The sequence below is a fragment of the Sulfitobacter sp. SBS6 genome (assembly GCF_048285585.1).
Taxonomy (GTDB): Bacteria; Pseudomonadota; Alphaproteobacteria; order Rhodobacterales; family Rhodobacteraceae; genus Sulfitobacter; species Sulfitobacter pontiacus.
In genome coordinates, this window is sequence record NZ_JBLWBA010000008.1 from 381242 (window position 1) to 397771 (window position 16530).

General features: G+C 62.3%; 18 protein-coding genes. 14 read left to right on the top strand and 4 right to left on the bottom strand.

Features of this window, described 5'->3' with window-relative positions; translation table 11 throughout:
• The first annotated feature begins 102 nt into the window (after positions 1-102).
• Positions 103-1074, top strand: a complete 972-nt coding sequence (gene meaB, locus ACNQ62_RS15600; protein ID WP_005851619.1) for a methylmalonyl Co-A mutase-associated GTPase MeaB — start codon at positions 103-105, stop codon at positions 1072-1074.
• Here meaB and ACNQ62_RS15605 read toward each other — a convergent pair.
• From ACNQ62_RS15605 to fsa, 3 genes are all read right to left on the bottom strand, one after another.
• On the bottom strand, positions 1071-2018 hold the full coding sequence (locus ACNQ62_RS15605) for a tyrosine recombinase XerC (protein WP_418095234.1): 948 nt from the start codon (positions 2016-2018) through the stop codon (positions 1071-1073). The two genes, meaB and ACNQ62_RS15605, sit on opposite strands and share 4 nt — an antisense overlap.
• Positions 2015-2722: a DUF484 family protein gene (locus ACNQ62_RS15610; RefSeq protein WP_418095235.1), complete on the bottom strand. Its 708-nt coding sequence runs from the start codon at positions 2720-2722 to the stop codon at positions 2015-2017. Before ACNQ62_RS15610 ends, ACNQ62_RS15605 begins: the two co-directional genes overlap by 4 nt.
• Before the next feature lie 248 nt (positions 2723-2970).
• Positions 2971-3624, bottom strand: a complete 654-nt coding sequence (fsa, locus tag ACNQ62_RS15615) for a fructose-6-phosphate aldolase (RefSeq protein WP_009826101.1) — start codon at positions 3622-3624, stop codon at positions 2971-2973.
• A gap of 118 nt (positions 3625-3742) precedes the next feature.
• Here fsa and ACNQ62_RS15620 point away from each other — a divergent pair, with 118 nt between their 5' ends.
• The 4 genes from ACNQ62_RS15620 to ACNQ62_RS15635 all read left to right on the top strand — a co-directional run bounded on the left by ACNQ62_RS15620 (position 3743) and on the right by ACNQ62_RS15635 (position 8703).
• Positions 3743-5938 (top strand): primosomal protein N', encoded by a 2196-nt coding sequence (locus ACNQ62_RS15620; RefSeq protein ID WP_418095236.1) that lies wholly within the window; start codon positions 3743-3745, stop codon positions 5936-5938.
• A 143-nt stretch (positions 5939-6081) separates the two neighbouring features.
• Complete coding sequence (locus ACNQ62_RS15625; protein ID WP_418095237.1) at positions 6082-7314, top strand: MFS transporter; 1233 nt, start codon at positions 6082-6084, stop codon at positions 7312-7314.
• A gap of 59 nt (positions 7315-7373) precedes the next feature.
• Positions 7374-8246, top strand: coding sequence for a 50S ribosomal protein L11 methyltransferase (locus ACNQ62_RS15630; RefSeq protein WP_418095238.1), 873 nt, complete (start codon positions 7374-7376; stop codon positions 8244-8246).
• 109 nt (positions 8247-8355) lie between these two features.
• On the top strand, positions 8356-8703 hold the full coding sequence (locus tag ACNQ62_RS15635; protein ID WP_037943314.1) for a hypothetical protein: 348 nt from the start codon (positions 8356-8358) through the stop codon (positions 8701-8703).
• Positions 8704-8836: 133 nt separating this feature from the next.
• Here ACNQ62_RS15635 and ACNQ62_RS15640 read toward each other — a convergent pair whose 3' ends face one another.
• A complete protein-coding gene (locus ACNQ62_RS15640) occupies positions 8837-9055 on the bottom strand; it encodes a DUF1127 domain-containing protein (RefSeq protein WP_005851636.1) in 219 nt (72 codons plus the stop codon).
• A gap of 330 nt (positions 9056-9385) precedes the next feature.
• On the opposite strand from ACNQ62_RS15640, the gene ruvC reads away from it, so the two are divergent.
• The 9 genes from ruvC (at position 9386) to tolB (ending at position 16482) form a co-directional block, all read left to right on the top strand.
• Positions 9386-9892, top strand: a complete 507-nt coding sequence (gene ruvC / locus ACNQ62_RS15645; protein WP_009826106.1) for a crossover junction endodeoxyribonuclease RuvC — start codon at positions 9386-9388, stop codon at positions 9890-9892.
• Complete coding sequence (gene ruvA / locus ACNQ62_RS15650) at positions 9889-10557, top strand: Holliday junction branch migration protein RuvA (protein WP_418095239.1); 669 nt, start codon at positions 9889-9891, stop codon at positions 10555-10557. Before ruvC ends, ruvA begins: the two co-directional genes overlap by 4 nt.
• Positions 10558-10606: 49 nt before the next feature.
• Entirely contained in the window at positions 10607-11626 is a 1020-nt protein-coding gene (gene ruvB, locus ACNQ62_RS15655; RefSeq protein WP_009826108.1) for a Holliday junction branch migration DNA helicase RuvB, read from the top strand.
• Positions 11627-11673: 47 nt separating this feature from the next.
• Complete coding sequence (locus ACNQ62_RS15660) at positions 11674-12297, top strand: hypothetical protein (protein ID WP_132997128.1); 624 nt, start codon at positions 11674-11676, stop codon at positions 12295-12297.
• Entirely contained in the window at positions 12294-12680 is a 387-nt protein-coding gene (ybgC, locus tag ACNQ62_RS15665) for a tol-pal system-associated acyl-CoA thioesterase (protein WP_418095240.1), read from the top strand. The genes ACNQ62_RS15660 and ybgC overlap by 4 nt, the downstream gene beginning before the upstream one ends.
• A gap of 132 nt (positions 12681-12812) precedes the next feature.
• Positions 12813-13508: a protein TolQ gene (gene tolQ / locus ACNQ62_RS15670; RefSeq protein ID WP_005851646.1), complete on the top strand. Its 696-nt coding sequence runs from the start codon at positions 12813-12815 to the stop codon at positions 13506-13508.
• A 3-nt stretch (positions 13509-13511) separates the two neighbouring features.
• Positions 13512-13991: a protein TolR gene (gene tolR, locus ACNQ62_RS15675; protein ID WP_005851648.1), complete on the top strand. Its 480-nt coding sequence runs from the start codon at positions 13512-13514 to the stop codon at positions 13989-13991.
• A 2-nt stretch (positions 13992-13993) separates the two neighbouring features.
• Positions 13994-15163: an energy transducer TonB gene (locus tag ACNQ62_RS15680; protein ID WP_418095241.1), complete on the top strand. Its 1170-nt coding sequence runs from the start codon at positions 13994-13996 to the stop codon at positions 15161-15163.
• Positions 15160-16482, top strand: a complete 1323-nt coding sequence (gene tolB / locus ACNQ62_RS15685) for a Tol-Pal system beta propeller repeat protein TolB (protein ID WP_005851653.1) — start codon at positions 15160-15162, stop codon at positions 16480-16482. Before ACNQ62_RS15680 ends, tolB begins: the two co-directional genes overlap by 4 nt.
• The last annotated feature ends 48 nt before the right edge of the window (positions 16483-16530 follow it).

The following is a 16530-nucleotide window of genomic DNA, read 5'->3' on the forward strand; positions in this document are numbered from 1 at the left end:
TTATGGTCGAAACCCGGCGCGGGGCCAAGACCCGGCCTGCGGTCTGGACATTTGCGCCACCGGGATCGAAACATGGGCCAAAGGGCGTGAGGGGCAGGACCTATGAACATCGACGATCTGGCAAAGGGTATCGCAGCAGGGGAGCGCCGCGCGCTGGCGCGGGGGATCACCTTGATCGAATCCGGTCGCGAGGATCACCGTGCGCAGGCGACAGAGCTGCTTGCCGCGCTGCCCAAGGGGCGCGAAGCGCTGCGGATCGGGTTGTCGGGGACGCCGGGGGTGGGGAAATCCACCTTTATCGAAAGCTTCGGCATGATGCTGATCGGGCGCGGGCTCAAGGTCGCGGTGCTGGCGATTGATCCGTCCTCTTCGCGTTCGGGCGGGTCGATCTTGGGGGATAAGACGCGGATGGACCTCTTGTCGCGCGAACGCGATGCTTTCATCCGCCCGTCGCCCAGCCAGACCCATCTGGGCGGCGTGGCCCGCCGCACCCGTGAAGCGGTAACCCTGTGCGAGGCCGCAGGCTTTGACGTGGTACTGATCGAGACGGTCGGCGTCGGCCAGTCAGAGACGGTGGTGGCAGAGATGTCCGATGTTTTCATGCTGTTGCTGGCCCCCGCGGGCGGGGACGAGCTGCAAGGCGTCAAGCGCGGCATTATGGAGATGGCGGATATCATCGTGATCAACAAAGCCGATGGGGATCTGAAACCCGCCGCGTCGCGGACCTGTGCCGATTACGCCGGTGCCCTGCGGTTGCTGCGCAAACGGCCACAAGACCCCAAGGGGTTTCCCAAGGCGATGATGGTGTCAGCGCTGGAGGAAAACGGGCTGGACGAGGCATGGGCAGAGGTAGAGGCGCTGACCGAATGGCGCCGCGCCGAAGGGTTCTGGCAACATGCCCGTGCCGCACAAGCCCGCTACTGGTTTGAACAGGCGGTAAAGCAGGCGTTGCTTGCGCAGTTGGAAAAGCCCAAGGCCAAGGCCGCGTTGACCGAGCTTAGCGATCGCGTGGCACAGGGGCTGGCGGACCCCACCAAAGCCGCGCAGGATTTCGTCACCCAGCTGGATCGTTAACTGCCGCCGCCCGCCTTGGGGTGGGCGCGGTTATAGACATCCATCAGACGCGCGGTATCGACAGCCGTATAGGCCTGCGTGGTCGAGAGCGAGGCATGGCCCAAAAGCTCTTGGATCGCACGCAGATCGCCCCCCGCATCCAGCAGATGCGTGGCAAAGCTGTGGCGCAGCGCGTGGGGTGTGGCGCTGGCAGGCAGGCCAAGCTGCATCCGTGCATCCGCCATCACCTGCGATATCGCCCGCGCTGCCAAAGGCCCACCGCGCACTGCGCGAAACAGCGGCGCATCCCGTTCCTTCCCAAAGGGGCAGACGCGCAGATAGGCATCCACGGCATCGCGCGCCGCAGGGAGCACGGGCACCACCCGTTCCTTACCGCCCTTGCCGATGATGCGCAGCACCTCGGGCAGGGGCGCGTCGGCTCCCTTGAGGCCAAGCGCTTCGGATATCCGCAGCCCGCACCCCCACAGCAGGGTCAGGACCGCCACATCCCGCGCGGCCACCCAGGCGTGACGCGACTGCATTTCCACACTGTCGATCATCGCCTGAGCGGCATCAATCGCCAAGGGGCGGGGCAGCTTTTTGGGAAACTTCGGCGATCTGGTCGACAGCACGGCGGTAGGCTCGAACCCCTCGCGCTCTGCCAGCCAGCGATAGAACGCCTTGACCGCCGACAGCTTGCGCGCCATCGACCGTGGCCCGACATCCCCACTGCGGGTCTGCGCCATCCAGGCGCGCATGTCCGAGATGGTGATCTGTGACAGCGCGCCCAAGCCTTGGCTGTCGCCCTTATGCAGAGTCATGAACGCAAGGAAATCGACCAGATCCCCCTGATAGGCGGTGATCGTGTTCTCGGCAGCCCCTTTCAGGGCGCGTTGATGGTCCAGCCAGCTTTGCAGGGCGTCCCGCGCGGCGGGGCTGATCAAAAGCGCGTTTGCCCCGCTCAAGACAGCCAGCGGCGCATCGTCCGCTCGAACACGCCAGCGAAGAAGCCCAGCAGATCGGTGCCCTGTTGCGGGCTGAACATATGCGGGTCTTCGGAGCCAAGGATCAGCAGGCCCGGCAAACGGCCCGCGCCAAAGTTCAGTTTCAGGCAGGCTTCCGACCGGATCCAATCCGCCGCGCCGCCGTAGATATGTTCGGGGCTGTGCTGCACACCGCGCAGGGTCACCTGACGCACCGTGCCGCCGCGCCCGTGCGACAGGTAGTCGTCGATAAACCCCGGTTCGGCGACGTTCAGCACATCGCCCAAGCGCTTGATCGCGGGATCGTCGTCATTCTCGGAAGATTCCAGCACCAGCCGCACAGCGTCGACCCGCAGGATATCGGCAACCTCGCCCCCGAGATCCTTGAGGAAGGGTTCGAAGTCCACAGGGTCAAGCATGCGCAGGATCGCGCGGTGGATCTGGTTGGTCCCCGCAAGGTTTTCATAAGCCGCGGCGATCACGTTGCGGTGGGTGTCCTCAAGCCGGTCCAGACGGGTTTCCAGCCGGTCCATGGCGATGCCGCGCAGATCGACAATATTGCCCCCCATCGCGCGTTCATTCGCGGCGATCAGGGCCTGCATCACGTCGTTGTCGTCAAGGATGACGTCGGGCTGTGAAATAATCGCTTCCCGAAGGGAATCTTCGATCTTGTGGTTACTGCTCATGCGGGTCTCTTTTTATATTTGGCACTGACATAGCATGCGCGTCAGGCTAAATCTGCTTTTTTCTTTTGGCGTATGGCTGGTTTTTCGGCGTCAAACCGCCCGCTCGCCGCGCATCGACGGGGCAGAGGCAGGGCGAGGCTGGTGCGGTTTTCTGCGAGGGCACGGGCCGACTACGGGCCCATGCAGATCGTGGTGGGCACGCGCAGCCTGTGACGCGCGTGGCCCTTTGTCGTCGCCGTAAGACGGGATCAGAGGATGTTCTGACCTGTCTTTGCCCAATCGGCCATGAAGGTCTCGAGCCCCTTGTCGGTCAGCGGGTGCGCGGCCAGTTTCTTGATCACTTCTGGCGGGGCGGTCATGACATCGGCACCGATACGCGCAGCGTCCAGCACGTGGTTCACGGTACGGATCGACGCGGCAAGGATTTCAGTCTCGAACCCGTAGTTGTCATAGATCGTGCGGATGTCCTGGATCAGGTCCATACCGTCAAGGTTGATGTCATCCAGACGCCCGATGAATGGCGAGATGAACGTGGCACCGGCCTTGGCGGCGATCAATGCCTGGTTCGCCGAGAAGCAGAGCGTGACGTTGACCATCTTGCCTTCGTCCGACAGCACTTTACAGGCTTTCAGACCGTCCCATGTCAGGGGCAGCTTCACGGTGATGTTTTCCGCGATCTCGGCCAGTTTGCGGCCTTCGGCGATCATGTCGTCCGCTTTGGTCGCGACAACTTCGGCAGAGACAGGGCCGTCGACCAGATCACAGATCTCTTTCGTGACTTCCAGAATGTTGCGGCCGGATTTCAGGATCAGCGACGGGTTTGTTGTCACCCCGTCTACCATGCCCAGATCGTTCAGCTCGGCGATGGCATCGATTTCGGCGGTATCTACGAAGAATTTCATGTTACGTCCTTCAGGTTGGAATAGGCAGCAGGAATGGCTATGTCTGTCGCCTAGGGCTTTAGCGCATCATCCGCCAAGCTGGAACCCTAATTCCCGTAACCCCGTTCCGGAGCGATTGGTGAAACCGCCAGAATTTTTTCATGCAAATGAGCTGGTGGCCGTGATGACCACCCAGCCGCTGGGCCGTGCGCTGGATTACAAAGCGCCCGAAGGCGGCTGCCATATGGGGGCCTTCGTCGAAGTGCCTTTGGGTCCGCGCAAGGTGATCGGTGTCGTCTGGGGCGCTGGGCAGGGGGATTACGAGCTGTCCAAGATACGGTCGGTGATCCGCGTGCTCGATGCGGCCCCCATGCGCGAAGAACTGCGCAGTTTTCTGACCCGTGCCGCCGCCTATACGCTGACGCCGATGCCCGCGATGCTGCGGCTGGCGACGCGTGCGCCGGGGTTGGGCGACCCGCCGTCGATGCGCAAGATTTACCGACGCGGCGAGGGGGAGCCTGACCGGATGACCGACGCGCGCCGTCGCGTGCTGGAAACTCTGGCGGAGTATGGCGACCTTTCGTTCACGCTCAAGGAACTGGCCGAGATGTCGGGGGTGACGGCGTCGGTGATCAAGGGGTTGGTGGCCCAGGGCGCAGTGCTGGAACAGGACAGCCCGCGCGATCTGCCGTTCATGCGCATGGACCCGAGCTTGCCCAGCAAAGAGCTGACGGAGGATCAGGCCTCGGCCTCGGCGCTGCTCGCGGCGGGGGTGGCCTCGGGCACATATGGCACCACCTTGCTGCGGGGTGTGACCGGATCGGGCAAGACCGAAGTCTATCTGGAGGCCGTCGCCGCTGCGCTGAAATCCGGCAGGCAGGCTTTGGTGCTGCTGCCGGAAATCGCGCTGACCGAACAGTTCTTGCACCGCGTGCAGGCGCGGTTTGGCGCGAAGCCTGCGGAATGGCATTCGGGTGCCACGATGACAGAGCGGCGTCGCATCTGGAAAATGGTCGGGCAGGGACAGGCTCAGGTGGTGATCGGTGCGCGGTCGGCGCTGTTTCTGCCGTTCCAGAACCTTGGTCTGATCGTCGTCGATGAAGAACATGACACCTCCTACAAGCAGGAAGAAGGCGTGCTGTATAACGCCCGTGACATGGCGGTGCTGCGGGCGTCGATCTGCGGGGCGCAGGTGGTTCTGGCCTCTGCCACACCGTCGTTGGAAAGCTGGGCCAACGCCGAGGCGGGCAAATATACGCGGGTCGAGCTGACATCGCGCTTTGGGCCGGCGGTGATGCCGACGATGGGCGCGATCGACATGCGCAGCGAAGGCCTGCCGAGCGATAAATGGGTGTCGCCCACGTTGAAGGTCGAGGTCGACAAGCGGCTGGAACGGGGCGAGCAGGCGATGCTGTTCATCAACCGCCGCGGCTATGCGCCGGTGACCCTGTGCCGCGCCTGCGGGCATCAGATCGGCTGCGATCACTGCGATGCGCGGATGGTCGAACACCGCTATCTCAAGCGGCTGGTCTGCCACCAATGCGGCGAAAGCAAGCCCATGCCCGAGGTCTGCCCCTCGTGCGAGGTCGAAGGCAAGCTGGCTGCCGTGGGGCCGGGGGTGGAACGTCTGGGCGAAGAAGCCGCCGCCCTTTGGCCCGAGGCGCGGGTCGCGACGCTAAGCTCGGACATGTACGGTTCGGCCCGCGCGCTCAAAGCCGAGATTGCAGGGATCGCCGACGGGGCGGCGGATATCATCATCGGTACGCAGCTGGTTGCGAAGGGGCACAACTTTCCCAACCTCACGCTGGTGGGGGTCATCGACGCGGATCTGGGGCTGATGGGGTCGGACCTGCGCGCGGCAGAGCGAACCTATCAGCTGATGCGGCAGGTGGCGGGGCGCGCCGGTCGGGCAGAGGCTCCGGGCACCGCGCTGTTGCAGACCTTTCAGCCGGATCACCCGGTGATCCGCGCCATTCTGGCAGGGGATGAGGAGGGGTTCTGGAAAGCCGAAGCCGGAGAGCGCCGCCACGCCGGCGTGCCGCCCTATGGCCGGATGGCGGGCATCATCCTGAGCGGCCCCGATGTGGCCGCGCTTTTTGATGCGGGCAACCAGCTGGCGCGGCAGGATGCGCCCCTGCGGGCCGTCGGTGCGCAGGTCTATGGGCCCGCGCCCGCGCCAATCGCACGGGTGCGCGGGCGCCATCGGGTGCGGCTGTTGGTCAAGGCCGAAAAGGCCGCCCCCTTGCAAGAGGCATTGGCGAAATGGGTCGCACAGCTGCGGTTGAAGAATGATGTGCGCATCGCCGTCGATATCGACCCGCAGAGTTTTTATTAGCGGTGAGACGCGCTTGCCCCTGCGGGGCAAGGGCCTTCGGCGAGGATTTTGGGCCATTTGGAAGCTGCGGTTGCGTGGAGCATGCGCGTGAGGCGGGTGATTTGATCTCGTCAAGGGGCAGGAACGGGGGTAAGGAATTGCCCATGACCCAATATGTGACCCTTGAAGATGCCAAGCATCAACCGTTCTGGCGCCGCCCTGTGGCGCTGCTGTTCCTGATGGCGCTGGCGATGCCCATTGCCTTCAACACATGGTCGGCGCTGCTGAATAACTTTGTGATCGAGGTTGCAGGGTTCGACGGGTCGGACATCGGGTTGCTGCATACGGTGCGCGAGATACCGGGTTTTCTGGCGGTCGGCGTGATCGCGATTATACTGTTCGTGCGCGAACAGGTGCTAGGTTTGGTGTCGCTGGTGCTGCTGGGGGTGGCGACGGCGCTGACCGCGTGGTTCCCGTCGATGGGCGGTATCCTGACGATCACAATGCTCAGCTCTATCGGGTTTCACTATTACGAGACGGTGAACCAGTCGCTGCAGCTGCAGTGGCTCAAGATCGAGGACGCGCCGCGCATGATTGGCTGGCTGATGGCAGCGGGGTCGGCGGCGACGCTGGTGGCCTATCTGGCGATCATGGCGCTGTGGGATACCTTGTCGCTGTCTTATAACATCGTCTATCTGATTGGCGGCGGGGTGACGGCGGTGATCGCGCTGGTGGCGTTGCTGGCCTATCCGCAGTTCGAGGCCCCGACACCGCAGGTCAAGAAGATGGTGCTGCGCAAGCGGTACTGGCTGTATTATGCGCTGCAATTCATGTCAGGCGCGCGGCGGCAGATCTTTGTCGTTTTTGCGGGCTTCATGATGGTCGAACGCTTTGGGTTTGATGTGCATGAAATCACCCTGCTCTATCTGATCAACCTGATCGCCAATATGATCTTTGCCCCGCTGATGGGCCGTGCAGTCGGCTTCTTTGGCGAACGCCGCACGTTGAGCTTTGAATACATCGGGCTGATCATCGTGTTTCTGGCCTATGGCGGCGTCTACTATCTTGGCTGGGGCGTGGTGGTGGCCGCGACGCTTTATGTGCTGGATCACATGTTCTTTGCGCTGGCGCTCGCGCTCAAGACCTATTTCCAGAAGATCGCCGACCCCGCCGACATTGCGCCGACAGCGGCGGTGGCCTTTACCATCAATCACATCGCGGCGGTGTTCCTGCCTGTGGGGCTGGGGCTGCTGTGGCTGATCTCGCCCGCGGCGGTGTTTTCCCTTGCGGCGGGGATGGCGCTGGTGTCGCTGTTGCTGTCGCTGATGATCCCGCGCCATCCCGTGCCGGGCCACGAGACGATCTTTTCCAATCCGCTGCCGGCCCCGGCCGAGTAGCACCCCCTGACATAGCCGGATGTCGCGCGGCGATATCGGCGATCCTGACGGAGTTTCCCATGCCAACATTCACAGCTTTGACGACCCTTGAAGGACGCAAGCCCGCCTATGCTTTGGGCGAGGCGATGGAGCGGCTGGTGCCGGAACCCACCGGTGTCGGCGTTTTCGAGATGGAAGACGGCTCGGGCCTGTGGGAAGTCGGCGGCTATTTCGAGGAAAGCCCGGATGAGACAGCGCTGGCGGTGTTGGCGGCCTCTATGGGGGCGAAGGAATTTGTCGTGTCAGAGCTGCCGGAAACCGATTGGGTCGCCCATGTGCGCCGCGAACTGTCGCCGGTCGAGGCAGGGCGGTTCTTTGTTTACGGCAGCCATGACGCGGACAAGGTGCCCGAAGACTGCGAACCGTTGTTGATCGAGGCGGCAATGGCCTTTGGCACCGGGCACCACGGCACCACATTAGGCTGCTTGCGCGCGTTGGACCGTTTGGCGAGCGGCGGCATGGTCGGGCAGAACGTGGCAGACATCGGCTGCGGTACTGCGGTGCTGGCGATGGCAGCCGCGCGCATCTGGCCGAACCCCGTGTTGGCCAGCGACATCGACGAGGTTGCCGTCGACGTCGCCCGCGCCAATGCGGCCGCGAATAATCTGGCCGATCGTTTGATCTGCGTGGAGGCAGCGGGGTTTGACCATCCCGAACTGGCATCGCGCGCGCCCTTCGATCTGGTATTCGCCAACATCCTGAAAGGGCCGCTGGTCGCACTTGCCCCCGATATGGCCGAGGCGCTGGCCTCCGAAGGCTATGCGATTCTATCTGGCATTTTAAACGAACAGGCGGATGACGTGATCGAGGTTTATGCGCGATCCGGCATCAATCTTGTCAACCGAGAGGTGATTGGTGACTGGACCACGTTGACTGTCCAGAAAATGCCATAATCTTTGTCACTTTTCGCCACGAACAAGGTCGAAATGCAGAGAATTTGACATATTCTTGCTTTATTATGATCTTGCGAGAGGTGGGGGCCTTTAGCGACTAGAGGCTGCCATGGTTGATGCTCGTCAACAATTTGGGACACGCGTAAAGAGTTTAGAGAGTAAGAACGTCAAGCTCGCGCGGGGCTATTACACTACAATCCGCGCCGACGGGCTGGTTGTCGCGCGGCCGGCGCGGCGCGGCCTGCGGGTGCCGACCAAATTACTGGTCGCGTTGGTGGCCCTGTTCGTCTGCTTCAAAGGGTTCGTTCTGGCGGCGATTGGCCCCACGGCCTATGATAGCAGGCTGGACAGTTTGGCGCAGGGCACCGTGATCGAACAGGCGGGGGCTTGGGTTTTGCAGGTCGATCCGGTGACGCAAACGCTTGCCCGTAAGCTGGGGCCGGTCTTTCGCGGATAGGGACGCTGCGGGACGGTGGCTTGCACCGTCATATTTCACTGTCGTAGAATAAATGAAGCCACGCAGATCATTCAGATGTGCGTGGCTTGTGCTTTGGGTTGGCAGCCCCTTGGGCGCTATGAAACATCGACCCTTAGCGGATGAAGTGGTTCATTGCGACGCGTTCGATGTCGCCACGGACCAGACCGATATCGTCGAGTTCACGGTCGGACAGCGCGGACAGGGCATTGCGTGTGACACGTGCGTCGTTCCATTTGATGATGCTGCCGACAACGTCGCCAAGATGCGCGAAAAAGCGGTTAACAGCCGCGGCGGTGCCGTAGGTGGTTGGGGTATTATAGTAAACAGCCATTGGAGCCATCCTTGAATAAAGAAAAGCCGGATAATCCGGCGGTGCGCTGTGCAATTAGGCAGAATGAAAACACTTCACAACACCCACCGGCGCATGTGTGTTCTGCGTTTGCTGCATAGCAGCATTTGGCGGTTTAGCGCCTATTCATAAGGGGTTTGCCGCCACTGACGCGGGGGTCGTTTTCAGTGGCTTGAGCGTCGCAACCCGCCTCGAAATTCAGGTTCCAGATTGAATTGTGACTTTTGTGTGGCGCGGTGCAAAAACCTTGGTGGATGTTCGCGTTTCGTGCTACTGCCTTGGAAAAAGAAAATTCTTGAGGATAATGGGCATATGATACGGGTAATCGGCATTGATCCGGGCTTGCGCAATATGGGCTGGGGCGTCATCGACGTGGCCGGCAGCCGCATCACGCATGTGGCGAACGGCATTTGTCAGTCCGAGGGGGCCGATCTTGCTACGCGTCTTTTGTCGCTCCATGCGCAGTTGACGCGCATCATGGTGACCTATCGACCCGATGCCGCGGCTGTGGAACAGACTTTTGTGAACAAGGATGGTGCCGGGACGCTCAAGCTGGGGCAGGCGCGCGGGATCGCGATGCTGGTGCCTGCGCAGGCGGGGCTGGCGGTGGGTGAATATGCGCCCAATACGGTCAAGAAAACGGTCGTTGGCGTCGGCCACGCGGATAAGGGGCAGGTGCTTCATATGGTACGCATGCAATTGCCGGGGGCAGAGATTGCCGGCCCCGATGCCGCGGATGCCTTGGCGATCGCGATCTGTCACGCGCATCACGGGGGGGCGTCGACCTTGGCGCAGGCCGTCGCAAGGGCAAGCGCATGATTGGCAAGATCACAGGACGTATTGATTATCGCGCGCCGGACCATCTGCTGATTGACGTGCGTGGCGTTGGTTATCTGGTCTATTGCTCTGACCGGACGATGGCCGCGCTGCCCGGCGTGGGCGAGGTGGTGGCGCTTTTCACCGATCTGGTGGTGCGCGAAGACCTGATGCAGCTTTTCGGCTTTCAGACTTTGGCGGAGAAGGAATGGCACCGGCTGCTGACCTCTGTTCAGGGGGTGGGGGCCAAGGCATCGCTGGCCATTCTGGGCGCGCTTGGGCCAGATGGTGTTAGTCGCGCCGTCGCGCTTGGGGACTGGAACGCGGTCAAAGTGGCCAAGGGCGTCGGTCCCAAAATCGCGCAGCGCGTGGTGCTGGACCTCAAGGATAAGGCACCGGGGGTGATGGCGATGACCGGTTCGCTGGCCGAGGCGCATGGCGAGGTCGAGGCAGCAGCAGAGGTGATCGAAACCGCTGCCCCCAAACGCCGCCCCGTGGCCCCGCCGAACCAGTCCGCGCAGGCAGAGGCGCTGTCGGCGCTTGGCAACCTCGGCTATGGTCCGGGCGATGCGGCAGGGGCCGTGGCGCAAGCCGCCGGAGAGATGCCAGAGGCCGACACCCCGCAGCTGATCCGCGCGGCGTTGAAACTGCTTGCCCCCAAAGGATAGGATGCGCATAGCCGCGTGGCCGTCCGTATGAACTTTGCTTGGATATGTGATGATCGACAGTGACCCAACTTTGCGGCCGGACCCGCAGCCCGGTGATATAGACCGCGCCCTGCGCCCGCAGATGCTGGATGAATTCGTCGGTCAGGCCGAGGCGCGGGCCAACCTCAAGGTGTTCATCCAATCCGCCAAGCAGCGGGGCGAGGCGATGGACCACACGCTGTTCCATGGCCCGCCCGGATTGGGGAAGACCACGCTGGCGCAGATCATGGCACGCGAGCTGGGGGTCGGGTTCCGCATGACCTCTGGCCCTGTGCTGGCAAAGGCGGGCGATCTGGCGGCGATCCTGACCAACCTCGAAGCCCGCGATGTTTTGTTCATCGATGAAATCCACCGTCTGAACCCAGCCGTGGAAGAGGTGCTGTATCCCGCGTTGGAAGACTTTGAACTGGACCTCGTGATCGGCGAAGGCCCCGCCGCGCGCACCGTGCGCATCGAATTGCAGCCCTTCACGCTGGTGGGCGCGACAACGCGCATGGGGCTGTTGACCACGCCGCTGCGCGACCGTTTCGGCATCCCGACGCGTTTGCAGTTCTATACCGAGGATGAGTTGTTCATCATCGTCGATCGCAATGCCCGCAAGCTGGGGGCCCCCGCCGATGAGGGGGGCGCACGCGAGATCGCCAAGCGCGCCCGCGGCACCCCGCGTATCGCGGGCCGTCTGCTGCGGCGCGTTGTGGATTTCGCCGTGGTCGAAGGCGACGGCCGCGTGACCCGCGCGCTGGCGGATATGGCGCTGACCCGTCTTGGTGTCGACAAGCTGGGGCTGGACGGGGCCGACCGCCGCTATCTGCGTCTGATCGCAGAGAATTATCAGGGCGGACCGGTCGGGATCGAAACCATGTCGGCGGCGCTGTCTGAATCCCGTGATGCGCTGGAAGAGGTGATCGAGCCGTACCTGCTGCAACAAGGGCTGATCCAGCGCACGCCGCGGGGACGGATGCTGGCGCAGAAAGCCTGGACGCATCTGGGGATGGCACCGCCCAAACCCCAAAGCGATTTGTTTGGCTGAGGGCGGGGATGCCTTCGGCGAGGATTTAAGACCATTTGGAAGTTGAGATGACACCACAAGAGATCGAAGCGCTGTTTACCCGAAGCGACGACAGCTATGCCTTTGCCCGTTGGGGCCGCCCGTTGGCTCCTGTGGTCTTTGGCGTGGATGATGCGACGCTGACCGTGGTCAAAAGCGCGATCGAGGCGGTCTGTCAGTTGGCGGGGCACAGCATGTCAGAGACCGACCCCGAGCTTGGCAGCAATCTGATGATGTTCTTTTTCAAGGATTGGGCAGAGCTGTTGGAGGTGCCCGATCTGGACCGTCTGGTGCCTGATCTTGCCCCGTTGGTGGAAAAGCTGGATGCGGCGGGGGCCAATCAGTATCGTCTGTTCCGCTTTGACGAGACAGGCGCCATCAAGGCATGTTTCGTCTTTCTGCGCATGGACGAGCAGCTGAGCGCGATGCCCGCGCAGGCCCTGGCACTGGGGCAGATCGTGCAGTCTTTCTTGCTGTGGTCTGATACTGCGTTCCGCGAGGTGTCGCCACTAGCACTGCACGAGGGGGCGACGATCCTGAAGCCAGAGGTGGCGGCACTGTTGCGTGCGGCCTATGACCCCGTGATGCCCGTAGCAGCGCAAGACCCGTCTCATGCACTGCGCTTGTTCGCGCGGGTGGGGGCGGCGCAATGACCCACCATCTGCCGATCCGCGTTTACTATGAAGACACCGATATGGCGGGGATCGTCTATTACGCGAATTACCTGCGCTATATCGAACGGGCGCGCAGTGACTGGGTGCGCGAGATGGGAATTGACCAGCTGGTCATGAAGGCCGAAGGCGTGGTCTTTGCCGTGCGGCGGGTAGAGGCGGATTACATTCAGCCTGCGGTATTCGACGATATGCTTGATGTAGAGACATTGGCCACGTCGATCACGCCGGCCCGCATGGTGATGGAGCAAGAGGTCAAACGCGGCGATGCGGTCCTGTTCCGGGCGGTGGTTACGATTGTTTGTATCGCGGCGTCAGGCAAACCCTGCCGATTGCCAGCGAAACTTCGCTCAATCCCCGTCTAGCAGGCGGATTGGCCCCATAATCCTAGCAATAGATATTGCACTCGGCTAAGCTTGTGCCAAATAGCGCCTTGGAAAACAGGGCCGTTGAGGCAGATGAAGCCCCTTTTGGGCGCAACAAAAAGAGCAGAACCGATGGAAGCAGAAACGCTGGCGGCGGCAAGCGAGATTGATTTCTCGCTCTTGGGTCTATTTCTCCGCGCAACGATTACCGTAAAACTCGTGATGATCATGCTGATCGTCGCGTCCTTCTGGTCGTGGTCGATCATCATTCAGAAGATGATCCAGTACCGCCACGCCAAAGCCGAGGCAGAGCGATTTGACCAAGCATTCTGGTCGGGCGAGCCGTTGGACGGGTTGTATGACACGATCGGGCCGGATCCGGATGGGGCCGCAGAAAAGATTTTCGCCGCCGGTATGACGGAATGGCGCCGGTCGCACCGCGAGGATGGCGGGCTGATCCCCGGTGCCACCGCGCGGATCGACCGCAGCATGGATGTGGCGATTGCCAAAGAGGCAGAGCGTCTGCAAAAGGGCTTGCCGGTGCTGGCGACCACCGGGTCCACCGCGCCATTTATCGGTCTGTTCGGGACCGTGTTCGGGATCATGAACTCTTTCATCGAGATCGCGGCCCAGCAAAACACCAGCCTCGTCGTCGTCGCCCCCGGTATTGCCGAGGCGCTTTTGGCCACAGGCATCGGCCTTCTGGCGGCTATTCCCGCGGTTATTTTCTATAACAAGCTGAGCGCGGATTCAGACCGTATTCTGGGCGGCTACGAAGCCTTTGCTGATGAATTCGCCACCATCCTTAGCCGTCAGCTGGATAGCTGAGCCATGGCAGGTGGGGTGATGAAAAAGCAGGGCGGGGGTGGCCGTGGCCGCCGTCGCGGCCGTGCGCAGCCGATGGCAGAGATCAACATCACGCCGTTCGTTGACGTGATGCTGGTGCTCTTGATCATCTTTATGGTCGCGGCACCTTTGCTGACCGTTGGCGTGCCGGTCGAGCTGCCCAAAACAGCGGCCACCGCCCTGCCGTCCGAGCAGGAGGAGCCGTTGACCGTGACCGTTCTGGCGGACGGGTCCGTGCAGATCCAGAAGACAGAAACCGGGCGTGATGATCTGGTTGCCAAGCTGCGTGCCATTTCGGCGGAGCGTGCGAGCGACCGCGTGTTCCTGCGTGCGGATGGGGCTGTGCCCTATGCCTCGATCATGGAAGTCATGGGAGCGCTGAACGCAGGTGGCTTTAGCAACATTGGTCTGGTGACTGAAACCGGCGGGCCGAAGTTGGACGGCACAGGCGCGTCAGGCGGGTAACCATGCACAAGGGGCATTACATCTCTGGCGCGGGTCACTTGGGGCTCATCGGCTGGCTATTGCTGGGGAATATCTTTAGCGCGCACAGCGACCCTGTGGAGATGCAGGAGGTGTCGGTCATCTCTGCCGCGCAATATGACGAGATGGTCGCCGCGGCGCAATCCGCGCAGGCGGAGGCCGCAGCGCAGCCCGAGCCCGCCCCTGAACCGGAACCTGCGCCCGAACCAGAACCGACCCCTGAGCCTACGCCCGAGCCCGAGCCCGCCCCGGAACCCGAGCCTGTGCCAGAGCCCGAACCCATCGCTCCGCCCCCCTCGGAGGATGTGAGCGATCAGGCCCCCGAGCTGCCCGAGCCGCCTGCCGATGTCGCCGTTCTGACGCCAGAGGAAGCACCCGTCGCCGTGCCGCGCCCTGTAGAGCGCGTGGCCCCCGAACCCGTAGAGGCCCCGGATCCCGAGGCGCGCACCGATGATGTGCTGCGCGAGGCCGCGACACCGGATGCGCCAGCAGAGAAGGTCGTGGAAGAGGCACAGGAAGCCACCGCCCCCGAAGAGGCGACGACGCAGATTGTTACCGAAGCAACGGAAGCGCCCAAAGCGTCGCCGACCCAATCCGCACGTCCTCCGGCCCGCCGACCCACACCTCCTGCGCCGCAGGTGGCAGAGGCCCCCGCCGAGACGCCGAAACCCGAAACGCCAAAGCCCGCCATACCGAAGCCGGAAACACCCAAGCCAGAGGCCCCCAAGCCGACGCCCGAACCGACAACGGATAAGGACGCCGTGGCAGCCGCGCTCGCCGAAGCCATGGGAGAGACCGACGCGCCTGCAACGCCGGCGGCACCCTCTGGCCCGCCATTGTCGGCGGGGGAGAAAGAATCGCTGCGTGTGGCGGTATCGTCGTGCTGGAACGTGGGGTCCCTTTCCTCCGAGGCATTGCGCACTACTGTAGTGGTGAGTGTCGCAATGAACCAAGATGGCACGCCACAGACCAATTCGATCAAGATGACCAGCAGTTCGGGCGGATCACAGGGGGCTGCCAATCAGGCGTTCGAGGCCGCACGGCGGGCAATTATCCGCTGCGGCGCGCGCGGGTATCAGCTTCCTGTAGAAAAATTCGGTCAATGGCAGAATATTGAGATGACCTTTAATCCTGAAAGGATGCGCATCAAATGATTGTACGAATTCTGAGCCTCTGTCTCGCGCTTATCGGCGGTGTTGCCTCGGTCGCGCAGGCGCAGGATGGACCATTGCGGATCGAGATTACCGAAGGTGTGATTGAACCCTTGCCCTTTGCTGTGCCCAGCTTTCAGCCCGAAAGCGGGGACGCGGGGCAGATGGCCGTTGATCTGGCGCGGGTCGTGTCCGAAGATCTTGTCGGTTCTGGTCTGTTCCGCGAAGTACCGGCGAGCGCCTATATCTCGACCGTAAGCGATTTTAACGCGCCAATCCAATATGCTGACTGGAAGGCGATCAACGCGCAGGCGCTGATCACCGGTGCCGTCAGTGTCTCGGGCAATACGTTGAATGTGAAGTTCCGCCTGTATGACGTGTTTTCGGGCGCTGAACTGGGGTCGGGCTTGCAGTTTTCGGGCACGGTCGATGGCTGGCGTCGCATGGCGCATAAGGTGGCGGATGCCGTCTATTCGCGTATCACGGGCGAAGGGGGCTATTTCGACAGCCGCGTCGTCTATGTCTCCGAGACGGGGCCCAAGGACGACCGCGCGAAACGGCTAGCCGTGATGGATTATGACGGGGCCAATGTGCGCTATCTGACCGACAGCTCGTCCATCGTGCTGGCACCGCGGTTCTCGCCCTCGGGGGATCGTATTCTCTACACCAGCTACGAAAGCGGCTTCCCGCGGATCTATGTGCTTGACATCGGGTCGGTGCAGCGTCGCGTGCTGGAAAGCGCCGAAGGCACCATGAGCTTCGCGCCGCGGTTCTCTCCGTCCGGCAATACGGTTGTCTATTCGCTGACCCAAGGCGGGAACACGGATATCTACACGATGGATATCAACACCGGCCAGTCGACACGGCTAACCAACACACCTGCGATTGAAACCGCGCCCAGCTATTCGCCGGATGGTAGCCGGATCGTTTTCGAAAGCGACCGTTCGGGATCGCAGCAGCTGTATATCATGCCAGCAACAGGCGGCGAGGCGACGCGGATCTCGTTTGGCGAAGGGCGCTATGGCACGCCGGTCTGGTCGCCGCGGGGCGATCTGGTGGCCTTTACCAAGCAGAACAAGGGCCGGTTCCACATCGGCGTGATGCGGCTGGACGGGTCGGAAGAACGTCTGCTGACCGCGTCGTTCCTGGATGAAGGCCCCACATGGGCCCCCAACGGCCGCGTCATCATGTTTGCGCGGGAAACCCAAGGGGCAGGCGGGGCGTCGTCGCTTTATTCGGTCGATATCTCGGGCCGGAACCTCAAGCCTGTGCGCACCCAAGAGGGCGGATCGGATCCGTCTTGGTCGCCGCTTCAGAAGTAAATAACAGCCATAGTGCCTTGGTGTTTCCCAATACCAAGGCACTATGGT